16 protein-coding genes and 1 pseudogene are annotated in these 18,256 nt (G+C 41.2%); 8 read left to right on the forward strand and 9 right to left on the reverse strand.

Annotated features, from left to right (window positions below):
• Positions 1–116: 116 nt before the first annotated feature.
• From mglC to mglB, 3 genes are all read right to left on the reverse strand, one after another.
• The gene (gene mglC, locus HBL79_RS08370) at positions 117–1,127 is read right to left on the reverse strand and encodes a galactose/methyl galactoside ABC transporter permease MglC (protein ID WP_035685485.1); all 1,011 of its coding nucleotides are present in this window, start codon (positions 1,125–1,127) and stop codon (positions 117–119) included.
• A gap of 18 nt (positions 1,128–1,145) precedes the next feature.
• On the reverse strand, positions 1,146–2,621 hold the full coding sequence (gene mglA, locus HBL79_RS08375) for a galactose/methyl galactoside ABC transporter ATP-binding protein MglA (protein ID WP_046097519.1): 1,476 nt from the start codon (positions 2,619–2,621) through the stop codon (positions 1,146–1,148).
• Between the two features lie 98 nt (positions 2,622–2,719).
• On the reverse strand, positions 2,720–3,709 hold the full coding sequence (gene mglB, locus HBL79_RS08380) for a galactose/glucose ABC transporter substrate-binding protein MglB (protein ID WP_035685491.1): 990 nt from the start codon (positions 3,707–3,709) through the stop codon (positions 2,720–2,722).
• A gap of 381 nt (positions 3,710–4,090) precedes the next feature.
• Between mglB and galT the strand changes: the two genes are divergently transcribed.
• The 4 genes and pseudogenes from galT to HBL79_RS08400 all read left to right on the forward strand — a co-directional run bounded on the left by galT (position 4,091) and on the right by HBL79_RS08400 (position 8,077).
• Entirely contained in the window at positions 4,091–5,134 is a 1,044-nt protein-coding gene (gene galT / locus HBL79_RS08385) for a galactose-1-phosphate uridylyltransferase (RefSeq protein WP_017805106.1), read from the forward strand.
• A gap of 20 nt (positions 5,135–5,154) precedes the next feature.
• Positions 5,155–6,311 (forward strand): annotated as a pseudogene (gene galK / locus HBL79_RS08390) (galactokinase).
• Positions 6,305–7,354 carry a galactose-1-epimerase gene (gene galM / locus HBL79_RS08395; protein WP_035685497.1) on the forward strand — a complete coding sequence of 350 codons (1,050 nt, stop codon included), beginning with the start codon at positions 6,305–6,307 and terminating at the stop codon, positions 7,352–7,354. Before galK ends, galM begins: the two are co-directional and overlap by 7 nt.
• A gap of 168 nt (positions 7,355–7,522) precedes the next feature.
• Positions 7,523–8,077, forward strand: coding sequence for an autotransporter domain-containing protein (locus HBL79_RS08400; RefSeq protein ID WP_158609868.1), 555 nt, complete (start codon positions 7,523–7,525; stop codon positions 8,075–8,077).
• A gap of 89 nt (positions 8,078–8,166) precedes the next feature.
• Here HBL79_RS08400 and pflA read toward each other — a convergent pair whose 3' ends face one another.
• From pflA to focA, 4 genes are all read right to left on the reverse strand, one after another.
• A complete protein-coding gene (gene pflA, locus HBL79_RS08405; protein WP_017805108.1) occupies positions 8,167–8,907 on the reverse strand; it encodes a pyruvate formate lyase 1-activating protein in 741 nt (246 codons plus the stop codon).
• A 153-nt stretch (positions 8,908–9,060) separates the two neighbouring features.
• Entirely contained in the window at positions 9,061–9,876 is an 816-nt protein-coding gene (locus HBL79_RS08410) for a 5'-nucleotidase, lipoprotein e(P4) family (RefSeq protein WP_046097491.1), read from the reverse strand.
• A 124-nt stretch (positions 9,877–10,000) separates the two neighbouring features.
• Positions 10,001–12,313 (reverse strand): formate C-acetyltransferase, encoded by a 2,313-nt coding sequence (gene pflB / locus HBL79_RS08415; protein ID WP_021723904.1) that lies wholly within the window; start codon positions 12,311–12,313, stop codon positions 10,001–10,003.
• 74 nt (positions 12,314–12,387) lie between these two features.
• A complete protein-coding gene (gene focA / locus HBL79_RS08420; protein ID WP_017805111.1) occupies positions 12,388–13,242 on the reverse strand; it encodes a formate transporter FocA in 855 nt (284 codons plus the stop codon).
• A 314-nt stretch (positions 13,243–13,556) separates the two neighbouring features.
• Here focA and hinT point away from each other — a divergent pair, with 314 nt between their 5' ends.
• From hinT to rlmC, 4 genes are read left to right on the forward strand one after another with little or no spacing between them, the layout of a single operon-like run.
• Positions 13,557–13,907, forward strand: a complete 351-nt coding sequence (gene hinT, locus HBL79_RS08425) for a purine nucleoside phosphoramidase (RefSeq protein WP_017805112.1) — start codon at positions 13,557–13,559, stop codon at positions 13,905–13,907.
• Positions 13,907–14,275 carry a YcfL family putative periplasmic lipoprotein gene (locus HBL79_RS08430; RefSeq protein WP_017805113.1) on the forward strand — a complete coding sequence of 123 codons (369 nt, stop codon included), beginning with the start codon at positions 13,907–13,909 and terminating at the stop codon, positions 14,273–14,275. The genes hinT and HBL79_RS08430 overlap by 1 nt, the downstream gene beginning before the upstream one ends.
• Positions 14,276–14,283: 8 nt before the next feature.
• A complete protein-coding gene (nagZ, locus tag HBL79_RS08435; RefSeq protein ID WP_046097492.1) occupies positions 14,284–15,330 on the forward strand; it encodes a beta-N-acetylhexosaminidase in 1,047 nt (348 codons plus the stop codon).
• The gene (gene rlmC, locus HBL79_RS08440) at positions 15,330–16,502 is read left to right on the forward strand and encodes a 23S rRNA (uracil(747)-C(5))-methyltransferase RlmC (RefSeq protein WP_046097493.1); all 1,173 of its coding nucleotides are present in this window, start codon (positions 15,330–15,332) and stop codon (positions 16,500–16,502) included. Before nagZ ends, rlmC begins: the two co-directional genes overlap by 1 nt.
• Here the strand turns inward: rlmC and HBL79_RS08445 are convergent.
• On the reverse strand, positions 16,499–17,074 hold the full coding sequence (locus HBL79_RS08445; RefSeq protein WP_046097494.1) for a protein-methionine-sulfoxide reductase heme-binding subunit MsrQ: 576 nt from the start codon (positions 17,072–17,074) through the stop codon (positions 16,499–16,501). The genes rlmC and HBL79_RS08445 overlap by 4 nt on opposite strands.
• Complete coding sequence (gene msrP / locus HBL79_RS08450) at positions 17,074–18,033, reverse strand: protein-methionine-sulfoxide reductase catalytic subunit MsrP (protein ID WP_046097495.1); 960 nt, start codon at positions 18,031–18,033, stop codon at positions 17,074–17,076. The genes HBL79_RS08445 and msrP overlap by 1 nt, the downstream gene beginning before the upstream one ends.
• Positions 18,034–18,256 lie beyond the last annotated feature (223 nt).

An 18,256-nucleotide genomic window follows, 5' to 3' on the forward strand; every position in this document is an offset into this window, starting at 1 on the left:
GTAGATAGTACAGATAGTACAGATAGTACGGCAAGGCAATGTAACGCCGTATTATTTTGAAATCAAACGACTATAATATTGACTTATCTCTTACTGTTGCAAAAAATCCCTCTTAATCACTTCTTCTTAGCATATTTGAGGGAATCAATGGCAACGGCAAAAATGATAATGCTGCCTTTGATGATATATTGCCAATAAGGATTTACACCGATGTAGGTTAAACCATAGTTGATCACGGTGAAGATTAGTACCCCAGTAATCACCCCCATTACCGTTCCTACACCTCCAGCAAACGAAACTCCACCGACGACACAAGCAGCAATTGCATCAAGTTCATACATAAAGCCGAGATTATTCGTGGCACTGCCGATACGCCCAGCTTCTAGCATTCCGCCGAACGCATAGAATATGCCGGCGATCATATAGATGGCGACTAAATTCCGCGTTACATTCACCCCTGACACACGAGCGGCTTCAGGGTTTCCACCAATGGCGAAGATATTTTTTCCAAAACGGGTTTTATTCCATAATATCCAAACAAAAAGGGCACAAATTGCCGCATAAATAGTGATATAGGAAAGTTTAAAGTTGCCTAAACGGAAAAAGCCTTGTACAAAACTGGAGAATTGTTCATTAAAACCTGCAATGGGTGAAGAACCTACTGCATCGTAATAGAGTGAATTAATACCATAAACGATGATCATTGTTCCCATTGTGGCGATAAATGGCGTTACATTTAAATAAGCAATCACGACCCCATTGACTAAACCAATCACAGCCCCTACAGCACAAACAATAAGAATGACAACAGGAATAGGGATTTCGCCTAAATCAGGGAAAACACGGTTCATATTATCCATCGCTTGCAGTAATGTTGCGGAGATCACCGCGGCCAATCCCACTTGACGACCTGCAGATAAATCTGTACCTTGCGTTACCAGTAAACCCGCAACCCCAAGAGCGATAATCAAACGCACAGAAGATTGGGTAAGAATATTGCTGAAATTTCTTAAACTGAGAAAACTTGGATCTTGCATAATGATAATGCCAAGTAGCACGAGTAGTACGAAGTAAATGGCGTTCTGTTTCAGGAAATCCAGCGATTTATTTTGTTTTAAAGCAGACATAATTTATTTCCTTCCAAATTAGAGATATTTCGCGGCAAGTTGTAAAATTTCTTCTTGCAAAGTGTTGGCAGTTTCCACAATGCCTGCCATTTTCCCATTACTCATTACCAAAATACGATCAGTTACGCCTAAAAGTTCTGGCATTTCGGAGGAAATCATAATAATGCCTTTCCCTTTGTTGGCGAGTTCCATAATGAGCTGATAAATTTCAAATTTTGCCCCAATATCAATGCCTCGAGTGGGTTCATCAAGCATCAAAATTTCAGGTTGAGTGAGTAGCCAACGTCCAATTACCACTTTTTGTTGGTTACCGCCTGAAAGTGAACCAATGGTGGTTTTATGCGATGGGGTTTTGACATTCATCGCATCGATCACCCACTGCGTATCACTTTTCATTTTGCTTCCACTTAGTAAACCTAATTTTCCAAGATAAGATTTCATATTTGAGATCAATGAGTTAAACTCAATATTTAAGTTAGCATAAATACCCGTTGAACGCCGTTCTTCTGTAACCAAGGCAAAGCCATTGTTAATCGCCTCAAGTGCGGTACGATTTTTCATTGTTTTTCCGTGCAGTTTAATTGTCCCCGATTTGCGTTCTCGCACACCAAACAGTGTTTCGACAATGTCCGTGCGTTTCGCCCCAACCAAGCCTGCGATACCTAAAATTTCTCCTTTGCGTAATTGAAAACTGATCGCTTGAATAGAGGGTTGATTAAGTGCGGTTAAATTTTCTACTTCAAGGATCACCTCTTGTGGTGTATTGGTTTTTTTTGGAAAACGTTGGGTAAGTTCACGCCCCACCATCATTGCGACAATATCGTCCATCGTGGTGTCTTTGACAGCAACGGTGTTGATCCATTTTCCATCACGCAAAATGGTAATTTCATCACAAATTTTGAATATTTCGTCCATTTTATGCGAAATATAAATGATCCCACAGCCACGATTTTTCAGTTTTTCGATGATTTTAAACAAATGTTCCACTTCTTTTTCTGAAAGGGACGAAGTGGGCTCGTCCATAATCACAATTTTCGCGTTGTAAGAAAACGCCTTTGCAATTTCAATCATTTGCATTTGTGAAACGGATAAATTCGCCACTTTTTCTTTTGGATCAACATCGATATCGAGTTCATCAAAAATGGCTTGAGTATCACGATACATTTTAGCGTGATCAACAAAAATACCTTTTAACGGATAACGTCCAAGCCAAAGATTATCCATCACATTACGCTGCCGCACGAGGTTTAACTCTTGGTGAACCATAGAAATACCATTTTCTAAGGCTTCTTTTGAGGTCTTAAAATTAACAGGTTGATTTAAAAAGTGAATTTCCCCTCCATCTTTTGTATAAATACCAAATAAACATTTCAGCAAGGTGGATTTTCCTGCTCCATTTTCCCCCATTAAGGCGTGAACAGAATGAGAATGAACGGTGAGATTTGCTCGATCCAAGGCTTTAACACCAGGAAAGGTTTTGCTGACATTTGTCATTGTAAGCAAAACTTTTTTATTCTTTTCAGTTTGAGCTTGCACAATGTTATCCCTTGATTCTTTGGGGAAACAATATTGTTTCCCCACTGATATGGCTATTATTTTAAAAATGTGGCTAAGTTATCAGAATCAATACCAACATAGGGGATTCGCAATACTTTCTTTTCAAGCTTCCAATTTGTTCCTTGAGTAATCTCTTTTCCTTTCGCAAGATTATCTGCAAATTGAACGATAACTTTACCTTGCGTTACCCCATCTTGTAATACTGTCCCTGTAATATCCCCTTTTTTAATGAGCTGTAAAACCTCAGGTAAAGCATCTACCCCAAAGATAGGTAACTTTTTACCGTGAGCTTTAGCCGCTTCTAAAGCGCCCATTGCCATACCATCGTTATTTGCAATAACAACTTCTATTTCATTTGCTTTTGAGCTTGATAACCAAGCATCCATTTTATCTTTTGCCATTGCAGCGTCCCACATTGCTGTATCAATAAAAAGCTGTTCGGTTTCAATACCACTTTTGTTTAGCTCTTCAATGACATATTTTGTTCGTGCCTCAGCATCTGGATGTCCTGGTTCACCTTTCAGCAACACATATTGGATTTTGTGATCTTTATTTAAATCAAAATCAGGATTGGCTTTCCAATGTTTCGCAATAAGTTGCCCTTGAATAATCCCCGATTCTTTCGGATCTGTGCCTACATAGTAAGCCTGTTCATAACTACCTATGGCTTTTGCACCTGGATCTTTATTAAAGAATATTACGGGTACTTCTTCTAATTTTGCCTTACCAATAATTGTTGAAGCTGCTGCGGGATCAACAAGATTAATCGCAAGTGCCTTCACTCCCTTAGAAATCAGCACATCCACTTGATCATTTTGCACCGATTGAGCATTTTGCGAATCATTCATTAATAGCTCTACATCTGGGAACTGCTTAGCTTCTTTTTCAATAGCTTGTCTCATTAAAGACATAAAATTATCGTCATATTTATAAATAGTCACGCCAATGCGATTTGATGCTTGTGCAGATATTACCAAACCTAAACCTATTGTAAGTGCGGTACTTTTTAGTAGGGATTTTTTCATAAGCTTGCTCCTTAGTAACTTAACGTGAGATAAAAAGAAAAAATACGACGTTATACATATGTTCATTCAAAATTTGAGTACAACGAAAAAATCAGAGAAAGACTGTGATCCTTTTCACATTTAGAAAAAGAATCCATAAGAAGATCATTGAAAATGTGATAATGATCATAAATAAATGAGAACGGCTATGCAAAATCTAACCGAAAAAAGACGAAGCGAAGTTCCATTTACTCGATTTTCTTTTTCAATTTGTGATCAAGTTAATAGTTTATCTTTAGCAATCTGTTATACTCATTTAAGTGAAAAATAAAACAGCACATTACGCAGAAAGCAATAAATAGAAAGATTCATTTTTATCACTGTTTGAAAAGAGAGCCAATCATGTTCGAATCATTCATCACCACAGAACACCCACACCGTCGCTACAATCCGCTAACTGAACAATGGATACTGGTTTCCCCTCACCGAGCAAAACGTCCGTGGCAAGGGCAACAAGAGAAAAATGAAACAGTTCAAAAGCCAAGTTATGATCCTCAATGCTATCTTTGTCCAACAAATAAACGCATTACCGGTGAACAAAATCCCAATTACCGCAAACCTTTCGTATTTAAAAATGATTTTTCTGCCTTACTCAACAATACGCCCAGCCCAGAACTTTCCGATGATCCCCTATTCAAAACTGCTCCCGCACAGGGGGAAAGCCGTGTAATTTGCTTTTCACCTGATCACAGCAAAACCTTACCGCTACTCAGTATTGAAGAAATTACATCGGTGATCGAAGTGTGGCAACAACAACTTAATGAGCTAGGGCAACATTATCCTTGGGTACAAATTTTTGAAAATAAAGGTGCGGTAATGGGCTGTTCCAACCCTCACCCGCACGGGCAAATTTGGGCTAGCAGTTTTCTGCCCAATGAAGTAGCCCAAGAAGATCAAGCTCAGCAACGCTATTTTGAAAAATATGGCACTGTGCTACTGGTGGATTATGTACAACGTGAGCTTGCCCTAAAAGAACGCCTTGTGGTGGAAACAGAACATTGGGTTGCCCTTGTGCCTTATTGGGCGGTTTGGCCTTTTGAAACCTTGCTGTTACCCAAAGCCCATAGCAAGAATTTTTCTCAGCTCACCCCAGCCCAACAGCAGGATCTCGCATTAGCATTGAAACAGCTAACCACCAAATACGACAACTTATTTGAAACCAGCTTCCCTTATTCAATGGGCTTTCATTTTGCTCCCTTTAATGGAAAAGAGAACACTCATTGGCAACTACACGCCCATTTTTACCCGCCATTATTACGTTCAGCTACGGTGCGAAAATTTATGGTGGGTTATGAAATGCTGGCTGAAAACCAACGTGATCTCACCGCCGAACAGGCGGCGGAAAGATTGCGTGCGTTAAGCGACATTCATTACCAATTACGCTAATTCAATAAAGGAGAACACGAATGCTCCCACAACAACACGCCACGCAGAAATTTAACGAAAAATACCACCGCACTTTTGATCTCTGCGTTTATGCACCAGGGCGAGTCAATATCATCGGTGAACATACCGATTACAATGACGGTTTTGTAATGCCCTGTGCCATTGATTATGGTACAGCGGTGTGTGGAGCGAAGCGTGATGATAGCCTTTTCCGTGTTTATGCAGCGGATCTTGATACGTTTGACGAGTTTGATCTTGCCGATCCCATTGTGCCAAACCCCGATCATAAATGGACAGGCTATGTGCGTGGCGTGGTGAAATTTATTCAAATGCAATGTCCAGAATTTCGTCAAGGGGCAGATCTTGTCATCAGTGGTAATGTACCACTTTCGGCGGGGTTAAGCTCTTCCGCCTCCCTTGAAGTGGCAGTTGGGAAATTCTGCCAACAGCTCGCCCTGCTTCCGCTGACGGATACCCAGATCGCTTTAATCGGTCAGCAAGCGGAAAATCAATTTGTCGGGGCAAATTGTGGCAATATGGATCAGCTCATTTCTGCTTTAGGACAAAAAGATCATTTATTGATGATCGATTGTCGCACCCTTGAAACCCAACCGACCCCCGTGCCAGACAAGGTTGCAGTGATGATCATCAATTCAAAAGTAAAACACGATCTTGTGGCAGGGGAATACAACACCCGCCGCCAACAATGCGAACAAGCGGCAGCATTTTTTGGGGTAAAAGCCTTGCGTGATGTGTCGCTAGAACAATTCAAAAAAGAGAGCAAGAACTGACCGCACTTGATCCTATTGTGGCGAAACGTGCCAGACACGTCATCACAGAAAATGCACGCGTGCTTGCTGCAGTGGAAGCGTTAAAACAGGGCGATCTGGCAGGGCTTGGAAAACTGATGGCACAATCTCACGAATCAATGCGAGAGGATTTTGAAATCACCGTGCCACAAATTGATTATTTGGTGGGATTGGCTCAACTTGCCATCGGCAATACAGGAGGGGCAAGAATGACTGGCGGCGGTTTCGGTGGCTGTGTTGTGGTGGTTGCCCCAACGGAAAAAGTCGAAGCGGTGCGAAGCATCATCGTTGAAAATTACGAAAAAACCACCGGCTTAAAAGAAGATTTCTATGTTTGCAAGGCTTCTGAGGGGGTAAGTCTATGTTAAGACAATATCAACAAGGACTTGCCCCTGATGGTGAACCCTTCCACTGTTTTAGGCTCACCAATCGCAATGGAATGTGTATCGACATTATGGATTGGGGGGCAACGTGGCTTTCTTGCCAAGTGCCAGTAAATGGCAACTTACAAGAAGTGCTACTGGGCTGTAAAGTGCAAGATTACCCCGAACAACAAGCCTATCTTGGCGTAACGGTGGGACGTTATGCCAATCGTATTGCCAATAGTCGCTTTCGCATTAATGGAAAAACGGTTTATTTAAATGCTAATCAAGGGAAGCATCAACTTCACGGTGGTAATGGCTTTGACAAACGCCGTTGGCAGATTGAAAAGTGCGGTGATAATTTTGTACAATTTTTTCTTTTTTCCCCCGATGGCGATCAAGGATTTACGGGGAATTTACAAACTCGCGTAACTTATCGTTTAATGGAAAATAATACAGTTCGCATTGAATTTGATGCCCTATGTGATGAAGACACGCCACTAAACTTAACCAACCACGCCTATTTTAATTTGGATAATGCCACACAAGGCACGGATATTCGCCAACATTGGTTAAAAATCAACGCGGATCAGTTTTTGCCAGTGGATCAACAAGGCATTCCCAACGCACCGCTCAAAGCGGTGCAAAAAACCAGTTTTGATTTCCGCCAAGCGAAACGGATCGCTCAGGATTTCTTACAACAAGAGCAACACCTCACTCAGGGTTACGATCACGCTTTCTTACTCAACCGAACGCAAGCTTCACAATCGCAACCTTGTGCTGTGCTAACTTCCGCTAACCAGCAACTTTCCCTTGAGGTTTCCACCTCTCACCCTGCATTGCAGGTTTATACAGGAAATTTCCTCGCTGGCACGCCAAATCACATTGGTGGTTGTTATCAGCATTATCAAGGCATCGCCCTTGAACCAGAATGTTTGCCCGACACCCCAAACCACCCTGAATGGTATTGCTATGGTGGCATCACTAAAGCCCATCAGCGTTATCAACAATGGATTAATTACAAATTTCAGTGTGTCCGCAAGAAATAACAAGTTAAACCGAAAATAAAAAGATACCTATAGTGATATTAACTAGCTCTAAGTCATCTTAGCAGAGCAATCTGCTTTTTTTGTGTGTGGGGGGAGGGGGACAATTTCACTATTTGAGTGCAACCAGTGAAGCACAAACTGAACCTCAAAATGGGAAATCAAACGGTTATGCGATCACCCTATAGTGGCATTCATCAAATCCACCAAATGCCAATTTTCGTTGAAGGAGCATTGACTTATGGGAAATTTAAACACCTTGTTGCTCAACAACATTATCAGCAAAATTTCTTAGCAACGAGTATTGAAAGTGGTTATCGCTACCAAAAAAATAATTGGTTTATCGTGCCATCTGTTCAACTAGGTATTCAACATATTACAACACCAAAAGTGCAAGTAGAACACGAAGGAATAACAAAAAATGTGAGGCTAAACCGTAGAGATAATGCTTTTGCAAATATGCAATTAAAAGCGAGTTATCAATGGCATAGCCAATGGGGGGATTGGGAACCTAATTTAACCTTGGAATATGGTAAAACCTTTGATCAATCAATGTTCTTTAATGAGAGAAGTTATGAGCTTGATCGAGTAAGATATTCTTCTCAGCTTGGTATTAGCTATCGTAAAAAAGATTTTTCAATTCAAACAGGAGTAAAATGGCAATTTAGCCAACATAACGATATTGTAGATAAAAGCCTAGCCGTGCAGTTAGGTTATTATTTTTAATTCATACTATGTCATTCTCAGCCATTCTTAATCAAGAATGGCTGTTTTTTTATAAATTAAGCTACGCTTTAAAACTAGTGAGTGATAAGTTAATAGCTCACTACTAATCCATATCCTTGTAAAATATGCTTTATATGCTCAAGAGATTCTTTTGTCGGGGGTTTAACATCTTCAAGTTCATATTTTTCCCCCATCGCTTCCCATTTATGCGCACCAAGGCGGTGGTAAGGAAGCAGTTCGACTTTTTCAATATTTTTCATATCTTGAATAAATTGCCCGAGCAAATGCACGTCTTCATCACTGTCCGTCCAGCCTGGTACAACAACGTAGCGAACCCAAACACGTTGATTGCGTTTTTGCAAATATCTGGCAAATTCAAGGGTACGTTTATTCGGTACGCCAATTAAATTTTGATGTACGCGATCATTTAATTCTTTCAAATCCAACAAAACAAGATCGGTAACCTCTAACAATTCATCAATGACTTCATCATAATGACGCACGAAACCGTTGGTATCTAAACAGGTGTTAATCCCCTCTTTTTTACAGGCACGAAACCAATCCCGCACAAATTCCGCTTGTAACACTGCCTCTCCGCCAGAAGCGGTAACCCCGCCGCCCGAGGCATTCATAAAATGGCGGTAAGACACCACTTCTTTCATTAAATCTTCTACAGAAATTTCTTTTCCGCCGTGTAAATCCCAAGTATCGCGGTTGTGGCAATACTTGCAACGCATCAGACAGCCCTGCAAGAAAAGAATAAAACGAATCCCCGGACCATCAACCGTCCCACAAGATTCATAAGAATGGTAGCGTGCTAAAACAGACATAATATTCCTTCGTTAGAGAAAATGTAAATTCGTTAATTTCTATTTAATGCTCTTGAGCATTTAGCTCGCCCTGCGAGAATTAAATAGAAATTAATCTGCCTATTGGGGAATAGGCAGATTGTTCATATTATCGCTTAATCTTGGTGAAAAAATTTATTTTCCATTCCACGCTTTAATCGCATCGTGGCGGATTTTGATACGGTTTTGGTAATCCCCTTTATAATAATCTTTGGCTAAACCGCCTTCCCAATCGCCATAGTTTGGATTTGGTAAGACGATGAATGTTTTACCAAATTGTTTTCTGTTTTGTTGTACAAAAGCACGACGTTCAGCATTCGATTTATGATAAGTGGCATCACCGAAATCATTCAGGTTATCCCCCACATAAAGTACGATGTCGTAGCCTAATTTTTCGATTTCAGCAAAACGTGCTAATTTATTTGATTTCTCTTTTTTCAAATAAAGCACATCTTCACTTGCACCTACAAAGCCAAGGGTTTTCAGGTCGTCAAGGGTTGCCGCTTTCTCTATGGCATCTTTGCGATTAGAAACATAGAAAACTTTACCGTTGTGGCTGTTTACATAGTTATTAAATTCAACTGCGCCCGGTACAGCCGCGGTCTGCCGTGCATTCACCCAACGTGTCCAGTCATCACCATTAAAACTGCGACCTGTTTGCACTTGCCAACCCGCATAAGCACTGTTGTCCATCATTGTTTCATCAAGATCCACTACAACCGCTTTCTTTTTACCTTTGGTAGCTTTCGCTTGGTCAAAGGCAATTTTTGCCATATTAAAGGCTTGATAGGCTAAGGCTTGATATTCACCAGATTGTTGTACCCAGTTTAAGCCTAGCACGGCTTGCTCTTGTAATTGCTGTTCAGCATGTTGTTGATTTGAGGTACAAGCTGTGAGTACAAAAAGAGCGGAAAGCGTCAATACGGCTAATTTGGATTTTGTGTGTTTCATAACACCTCCTGTTGAAAAGTGGAATGAGATAAAAAACTACCGCACTTATTATATGACAGATAAATTTAAGGGAACAATAGATTTCCTCTATGTTCCCTTAATTTCTTTTTATGCTACAACATAATTACATTGCTTGCGTGAAAGTACGCGTAATCACGTCTTGTTGTTGCTCTTTAGTTAAAGAGTTGAAACGCACGGCGTAACCAGAAACACGAATAGTTAATTGTGGGTATTTTTCTGGGTTTTCCATTGCATCTAACAACATTTCACGGTTCATTACGTTCACGTTTAAGTGTTGTCCGCCCTCAACCGTGGCTTCGTGGTGGAAGTAACCGTCCATTAAGCCTGCAAGGTTGCGTTTTTGTGCTTCATAATCTTTACCTAACGCATTTGGTACGATGGAGAAGGTGTAAGAAATCCCGTCTTTTGCGTAAGCAAATGGTAATTTTGCCACAGAAGTTAATGAAGCTACCGCACCTTTTTGATCGCGTCCGTGCATTGGGTTTGCACCTGGCCCGAATGGCGCACCAGCACGGCGACCATCTGGGGTGTTACCTGTTTTCTTACCATAAACCACATTAGAAGTAATAGTAAGTACAGATTGTGTTGGGGTTGCGTTACGATAGGTATTATGCGTTTGAATTTTCTTCATAAAGCGTTCAACTAGATCTACCGCTAAATCATCAACACGGCTGTCGTTGTTACCGAATTGTGGATATTCCCCTTCGATTTCAAAGTCGATAGCCACGTTAGATGCCACTACGTTGCCGTCTTTATCTTTGATGTCGCCACGAATTGGTTTCACTTTAGCGTATTTGATCGCAGCTAATGAGTCTGCCGCCACAGAAAGCCCTGCAATACCGCAAGCCATTGTGCGGAATACATCACGATCGTGGAATGCCATTAATGCCGCTTCATAGGCATATTTATCGTGCATAAAGTGAATGATGTTCAATGCAGTAACGTATTGGGTAGCAAGCCAATCCATAAAGCTGTCCATACGCGCCATTACGGTATCGAAATCTAACACTTCATCAGTAATTGGCGCTGATTTAGGCCCAACTTGCATCCCTGATTTTTCATCAATACCGCCATTGATTGCGTATAACAAGGTTTTTGCAAGGTTCGCACGCGCACCGAAGAATTGCATTTGTTTACCCACAACCATCGGGCTTACACAACAAGCGATCGCATAGTCATCACTGTTGAAGTCTGGACGCATTAAGTCATCGTTTTCGTATTGTACAGATGATGTATCAATAGATACTTTCGCACAATAACGTTTGAACGCTTCTGGTAACTGTTCAGACCAAAGAATGGTTAAGTTTGGCTCTGGTGAAGGCCCCATTGTGTAAAGGGTGTGTAAGATACGGAAGCTGTTTTTGGTTACTAATGTACGACCGTCTAAGCCCATACCCGCTAAGGTTTCAGTTGCCCACATTGGGTCGCCAGAGAATAATTGATCGTATTCTGGAGTACGCAAGAAACGCACCATACGCAATTTCATTACAAGGTGGTCTATTAATTCTTGTGCTTCTTGCTCGGTGATTTTGCCCGCTTTAAGATCACGTTCAATGTAAATATCTAAGAAAGTAGAAACACGACCGAAAGACATCGCCGCACCATTTTGTGATTTTACCGCTGCAAGATAAGCGAAATAAGTCCATTGTACCGCTTCTTGTGCGTTAGTTGCTGGGTTAGAAACATCAAAACCGTAAGAGGCTGCCATTTCTTTAATTTTACCCAATGCACGGTGTTGTTCAGCAATTTCTTCGCGTAATTGAATTGTCGCTTGAATATCTTCACCACGCTCTAATTTTTCTTGTAATGAATTAAATTGGTTGAATTTATCTTTCATTAAGAAATCTGCACCGTAAAGGGCTAAACGGCGATAATCCCCGATGATACGGCCACGGCCATAAGCATCTGGTAAACCTGTGATTACGCCTGATTTACGGCAACGTAAAATATCTGGGGTGTAAACATCAAATACCCCTTGGTTATGGGTTTTACGATATTCTGTAAAGATATGTTCAATTTCAGGTTTTAATTCGCGGCGATAAACTTGGCACGAACCTTTCACCATTTTGATCCCACCGTAAGGCATAATGGCACGTTTTAATGGTGCATCAGTTTGTAAGCCGACGATTTTTTCCAAGTCTTTTTCAATGTAACCTGGTTTGTGAGAAGTAATGGTTGATGGCGTATCTGTATCAATGTCATAAGGTTCGTGAGTTTTGTTCTCAACCTTAATTTTTTCCATTACATCATTCCATAATTTCGTGGTCGCTTCTGTTGCGCCAGCAAGGAATGATTCATCACCTTCATAAGGGGTGTAGTTTTTTTGAATAAAATCGCGTACGTTTACTTCGGTTTGCCAGTCACCTGGAGTAAAACCTTCCCACGCTTTTTTTTGCGCTTCTGTTAGTTGAGTCATTACTATTTTCCTTTAACGTAAATAAAATTTTAACTATGTAAAAACGGCGAAAAAACAACCGCTCTTACGCCAAACTAATGTGAATGTGGTCTGTTAGTAAACCACTGCATTAATGCAATACATACCCCGCCACCTACGATATTACCAAGCGTAACAGGAATAAGATTTTTTACGACAAAATGATAAACATCTAAATCAGCAAATTGTGCAGCATTTAGCCCAAGGGATTGCCAAAACTCGGCTGAACTGCAATGGGCTGTAATGATCCCAAGGGGAATCATAAACATATTCGCCACGCTATGCTCAAAGCCTGAAGAAACAAACAAGCCGATCGGTAAAATCATAATCAATGCTTTGTCTGTTAAGGTTTTTCCTGCATAGCTCATCCACACCGCAATGCACACCATAATGTTACATAAAATGCCTAAGCTAAAGGCTTCAAACCAGCTATGATGAATTTTGTGCTGTGCGGTTTTTAAAATGGTCAAGCCCCATTGTCCATTCACCGCCATTGTTTGCCCTGCAAACCAAATTAAGCCCGCAATGATGATCGCGCCCACAAAATTGCCTGCATAAACGGCAACCCAGTTGCGTAACATTTGAATGGTATGAATTCGTTGACCTACGCGTGCCACCAACGTCATTGTTGATGAAGTGAATAATTCAGAACCACAGACAACCACCATAATCACGCCCACAGAGAATACTAAACCGCCAACCAGTTTAGCCAATCCCCAAGACACATTCGCTAGCCCTGTTTGCGTGGTGGTATAAAAGACAAAAGCAAGTGCAATAAACGCCCCTGCTGAAATTGCGGAAAGAAAAGAATAGAATTGATTTTTCGTTGCTTTATATGTACCGACATCTTCGGCAAATTGAGCCATTTCTGTTGGCGTTGCCATAAGGCGGATTGAATCGTCTTTTTTCATTATTCACCCTAAGGAAATTAACTGGCTTTATTCTAAGGGATAAAAATCCAACTTTAAACTAAAAAAAAGTTTATTTTTTATAAAATTTGTTCAAGATCAATCTTTGTAACAGAGAAGTAATATATTGAAATAAAAAAGAACTTTTTGTTAGCATAAATTTAACAAAAATAATCTGAATTGCTATTTTTTCCCTTTTCTGATAAAACTAACCGCACTTTATTGAATGGAAAAATAAGTTGCTGTTTATCACAAAAGTCCTTGTGCTAAACTCTCATTTTTCCGTTGTCATTCCCTTGAAAACGAAGGATTATCCTATGGCAGAAGAAACCATTTTCAGCAAAATTATTCGTAAAGAAATCCCCGCTACTATTGTTTACCAAGATGAACTGGTTACCGCATTTCGTGATATTTCACCGCAAGCCCCTACGCATATTTTGATTATTCCGAATAAACTGATCCCAACCGTGAATGAGGTTACCGAACAAGATGAGGTGGCATTAGGGCGTTTATTTACTGTGGCGGCTAAGCTGGCTGAGCAAGAAGGAATTGCTCAAGATGGCTATCGCTTAATCGTAAACTGCAACAAACACGGTGGACAAGAAGTGTATCATTTACATATGCACTTACTTGGTGGTGAAGCTTTAGGAAAAATGTTGGCAAAATAATGAAAAAACTGTTTTTTCTGTGCGGATTAAGCCTATTTCTTGCGGCTTGTAGTTCCACACCTTCGCAAAATATTGTGAGCGAAAATGAGCCTATTTTAAATGTAGAGGCCAATCTCGCGCCGTTGATTGAAACAAAATTACGCCACAACAATGTTTGGTTGAAAAACAAAAGTCAGCAGCAGCTTGATGTGGCTTATTATTTCTTTTGGTATGACAAAAATGGCGTAACCCAAGGGGAAGAGCCGAATTTAAACGCACCTTCTAGTTTGCTGCTGCAACCAAGCCAACAAACCAACTTAACGCCTGTTCCGCCAACAGAACAAAGCGTCAATTACCGTTTATATCTTCGTTTGAATAAATTGCAATAAGGATTTCAATGTCAGCCTTACTTATCGATCTTACTGGACAAGACGTTAGCCAAGAAGAATTAGAATTGCTTGCACACCCCTTAGTCGCTGGCGTGATTTTATTTACCCGCAACTTTTATGATCGTGAGCAAATTCAACATCTTATCGCCACTTTACGCCACAAGGTCAAGAAACCGCTGCTTATTACGGTGGATCAAGAAGGCGGGCGGGTACAACGCTTTCGTGAGGGGTTTACCCAACTGCCCGCAATGCAAAGTTTCGCACAGCTTATCCGCGATCCCGCTGAACAAAAAGCAATGGCATTAGAAGCGGGCTGGCAAATGGCAGCAGAAATGACCGCACTTGATATTGATTTAAGCTTTGCTCCAGTGTTGGATTTAGGTCATCAATGCCATGCCATTGGCGATCGTAGTTTCCACGATGAAGCTGAGCAAACTGTTGAACTGGCTCGCCAATTTATTCTTGGAATGCGTGAGGCAGGAATGGCAAGCACGGGCAAACATTTCCCTGGACACGGGCGAGTGCTGGCTGATTCTCATCTTGAAACCCCTTATGATGAACGCCCCAAAGCCGATATTTTCACGCAAGATATTGTGCCATTTCAGCGTTTAATCGCAGAAAATTATCTCGATGCGGTAATGCCCGCACACGTCATTTATACGCAATGCGATCCGCAACCAGCAAGCGGATCAAGCTATTGGTTACAACAGGTGTTACGCCAACAGCTCGGCTTTCAAGGGGCGATTTTCTCTGATGATTTAGGAATGAAAGGTGCGGGTTTTATGGGCGATTTTGTGGCACGTTGTCAGCAATCCCTTAATGCGGATTGTGATTTACTATTGCTTTGCAATGAGCGTGAGGGCGTGATCCAAGTGTTAGATCATTTCCAACCGCAAGAATCCCCTGAGCAATATGTCCTTCGCCAACAACGTCTTCAAGGTTTGTTTAAGCGTAGCCAATTAGATTGGAAAACTTTAGAAAAATCATCACGTTGGCAAAAAAATCAGCAAAAACTGACCGCACTTCAACAAACTTGGCTAGCGAGTAACGCGTAATGTCAGCCCAACCTTTTTGCCCACATTTTAGCCAAAATCAGTGCCGTTCCTGCCAATGGTTAGAAATGCCCTATGCTGAGCAATTAGAGGCGAAAAAAGCCCATTTAATTCAGCAACTTAACGGGCTGAATTTAGAAAAATTGGAATGGCAACCACCCTACACATCGGCGTTACAACATTTTCGTAATAAAGCCAAAATGGTAGTAAGTGGTTCGGTGGAACGCCCAATTTTAGGCATTCTTCGTGATCCTGATGATCCACAAAGTGCGGTGGATTTATCAGACTGCTTTCTGTACCCACCCCATTTTGGCGAGATTTTTACCGAATTGAAGCGATTTATCGGGCGTGCGGGGCTTGTGCCTTACAACATCGCCAAACGCAAAGGCGAGTTAAAGTATATTTTGCTCACGGAAAGCCAAAGTAACGGCACATTAATGTTACGTTTTGTGTTGCGTTCCAGCGTAAAATTACCGCTGATTGAGCGAGAATTGCCACAATTATTAGCCAGATTACCAAAAATTAAGGTAGTGAGCCTGAATATTCAGCCTAAACACGCGGCAATTTTAGAGGGCGAAGAGGAAATTTTCCTCACTAAGCAAAAACAGATGGAAGAAAATTTTAATAAAATTCCTTTATTTATCCGCCCGCAAGGCTTTTTCCAAACTAACCCAAAGGTGGCAGAAGGCTTATACGGCACAGCTCAGCAATGGATCAAGGATCTCCCGATTGAAAAAATTTGGGATCTCTTTTGTGGCGTGGGTGGCTTTGGTTTGCATTGTGCAAAAATCTTGCAAGAGCAAGGAAAGAGTGTCGCCTTAACGGGCATTGAAATCTCCCCCTCCGCCATTGCCTGTGCCACGCTATCCGCCGAAAAATTAGGCTTACCTCAAATCACATTTAAATCTTTAGATGCGGCGAATTTCGCTCTCGCTCAAGAGGAAAAGCCGGATTTACTGATTGTTAATCCACCCCGCCGCGGTATTGGTAAAGCCCTCGCCCAATTTCTCAACCAATTACAACCGCACTTTATTTTGTATTCCAGTTGCAACGCGGAATCAATGGGGCGTGATTTAACAGAGCTTCACCACTACCAAGCGGAAAAAATCCAGCTTTTTGATATGTTCCCGCATACTTCGCATTATGAGGTTTTAACCTTGCTCAAGCTCACTTAATGATGTTTTTGATATTTCCAATAACCAAAAATTAAGATGCTGAGTAACAGATAAACAACCGCATTGAGATCATAGCTTTTTATCGACCAATAATAATGGATTGCGGCGAAAACAAGTGCAAAATAGCTAACTTGATGAATAAGCAAGATTTTTTTCCGTAGTTGTTGGCGGATAGCAGGGATCATCACCCCAGCGGCAAGACAAAATAAGAAAAATGCACTCGCCCCGAATAATAAATAAGGGCGGGTAGCCAGTTCGTTAAAAAATAAACCCACATCAAAGCCAAGTTCAAGATATAAATACGCTAAAATATGCAGAAATGCCCAAGTGATCGCCCATAATCCTAAAGGCTGATGTAACCAACGGAGCGAATTGGCATTCGTCCATTGCGTAATCAGCCGAAAAATGAAGAGCACAAGAAAGAAACTGAGCGATAACCAGCCTAAGAAATGGATTATTTCTTTTACGGGATCAGCACCAAAATAAGCCCCATTATTTATGCGGATCTCATAAATCAGCCATAAAAATGGGCAAAACGCACCGAAATGTACAGCGAAACGGAGCATTTTCATTAGTAATTTACCCTGAGATCTAAGCCACTATATAGCGAGGCGACTTCATCATAACCATTGAATAATAAGGTGGGTTGGCGTTTGTTATCAAATAAACCACCGCTACCGATAACGCGTTCACTAGCTTGCGACCAACGAGGGTGTGCAACATCGGGGTTCACATTGGCATAAAAGCCGTATTCCTGCGGGGCTAATTTGTGCCACGTTGTTAAAGGGCGTGTTTCGCTGAGATGAATTTTCACAATAGATTTAATACTTTTGAAGCCATATTTCCACGGCACAACAAGGCGGATTGGTGCACCATTTTGCGGTGAAAGTGTTTTCCCATACAACCCAACGGAAAGTAATGTTAGCGGGTGCATTGCTTCGGCGATGGTTAAACCCTCCACATAAGGATACTCAATACCACCACCGAAAAAATAATTTTTTTGCCCCGGCATTTGTTCGGGGTCATAAAGGGTTTCAAACACAACATATTTTGCTCGGCTGGTAGGCTTCACTTCCTTGAGAAGCGCATTTAATTCAAAACCAATCCAAGGAATGACCATTGACCACGCCTCTACACAACGAAAGCGATAGATCCGCTCTTGTAGCGGGTAACGCTTATAAAGGTCATCTAAATCCAAGGTTAAAGGATTCTCCACTTCCCCCGTAATTTCCACCTTCCAAGGATCCGTTTTAAAATGCTTGGCATATTGTGCGGGTGAGCCTTTATCCACGCCAAATTCATAAAAATTGTTGTAGCCAAGCACCTTATTCTCTGGGGTAGAATGGAGTTCGGTTTGCGTGTTTGGTGTGAAATGCAATGCTTTGCGACTGTCAGAGGTTTCTTCAGCGTGGCTAAGGTGTGGCAACAAGGCACTACCTCCCACCGCACTCATTCCAATGATAAATTTTCTACGGTTGAGAAAAATATCTTCGGGAGTAATGTCATTCTCAGTTAAAATGCGTTTTCTCATTTTCGGTGACCTCTTTTATTTGTTGGAAAAATAAATAACGATTTTATTGGTAGACAACTTTTTTTGGCAATAGTTGTGAAAATAAAAGAGGTCTGATGAGCTTACTATTGTTTTCTCACGTTCAGTTAGGAGAAGCTAATACGGAACAACACCAAATCATTTTGGAATAGAACAACTACGCTATTACTACATTGCCTCAGTACTGAATAATGAAATATATAGA

The organism is Avibacterium paragallinarum, from assembly GCF_011765605.1.
Taxonomy (GTDB): Bacteria; Pseudomonadota; Gammaproteobacteria; order Enterobacterales; family Pasteurellaceae; genus Avibacterium; species Avibacterium paragallinarum.

Excerpts from the sequence above, each read along its gene's own strand:
- mglC (WP_035685485.1), bottom strand. The coding sequence starts at position 1,127 with ATGTCTGCTTTAAAACAAAATAAATCGCTGGATTTCCTGAAACAGAAC.
- mglA (WP_046097519.1), bottom strand. The coding sequence starts at position 2,621 with ATGACAAATGTCAGCAAAACCTTTCCTGGTGTTAAAGCCTTGGATCGA.
- mglB (WP_035685491.1), bottom strand. The coding sequence starts at position 3,709 with ATGAAAAAATCCCTACTAAAAAGTACCGCACTTACAATAGGTTTAGGT.
- galT (WP_017805106.1), top strand. The coding sequence starts at position 4,091 with ATGTTCGAATCATTCATCACCACAGAACACCCACACCGTCGCTACAAT.
- galM (WP_035685497.1), top strand. The coding sequence starts at position 6,305 with ATGTTAAGACAATATCAACAAGGACTTGCCCCTGATGGTGAACCCTTC.
- HBL79_RS08400 (WP_158609868.1), top strand. The coding sequence starts at position 7,523 with ATGCGATCACCCTATAGTGGCATTCATCAAATCCACCAAATGCCAATT.
- pflA (WP_017805108.1), bottom strand. The coding sequence starts at position 8,907 with ATGTCTGTTTTAGCACGCTACCATTCTTATGAATCTTGTGGGACGGTT.
- HBL79_RS08410 (WP_046097491.1), bottom strand. The coding sequence starts at position 9,876 with ATGAAACACACAAAATCCAAATTAGCCGTATTGACGCTTTCCGCTCTT.
- pflB (WP_021723904.1), bottom strand. The coding sequence starts at position 12,313 with ATGACTCAACTAACAGAAGCGCAAAAAAAAGCGTGGGAAGGTTTTACT.
- focA (WP_017805111.1), bottom strand. The coding sequence starts at position 13,242 with ATGAAAAAAGACGATTCAATCCGCCTTATGGCAACGCCAACAGAAATG.
- hinT (WP_017805112.1), top strand. The coding sequence starts at position 13,557 with ATGGCAGAAGAAACCATTTTCAGCAAAATTATTCGTAAAGAAATCCCC.
- HBL79_RS08430 (WP_017805113.1), top strand. The coding sequence starts at position 13,907 with ATGAAAAAACTGTTTTTTCTGTGCGGATTAAGCCTATTTCTTGCGGCT.
- nagZ (WP_046097492.1), top strand. The coding sequence starts at position 14,284 with ATGTCAGCCTTACTTATCGATCTTACTGGACAAGACGTTAGCCAAGAA.
- rlmC (WP_046097493.1), top strand. The coding sequence starts at position 15,330 with ATGTCAGCCCAACCTTTTTGCCCACATTTTAGCCAAAATCAGTGCCGT.
- HBL79_RS08445 (WP_046097494.1), bottom strand. The coding sequence starts at position 17,074 with ATGAAAATGCTCCGTTTCGCTGTACATTTCGGTGCGTTTTGCCCATTT.
- msrP (WP_046097495.1), bottom strand. The coding sequence starts at position 18,033 with ATGAGAAAACGCATTTTAACTGAGAATGACATTACTCCCGAAGATATT.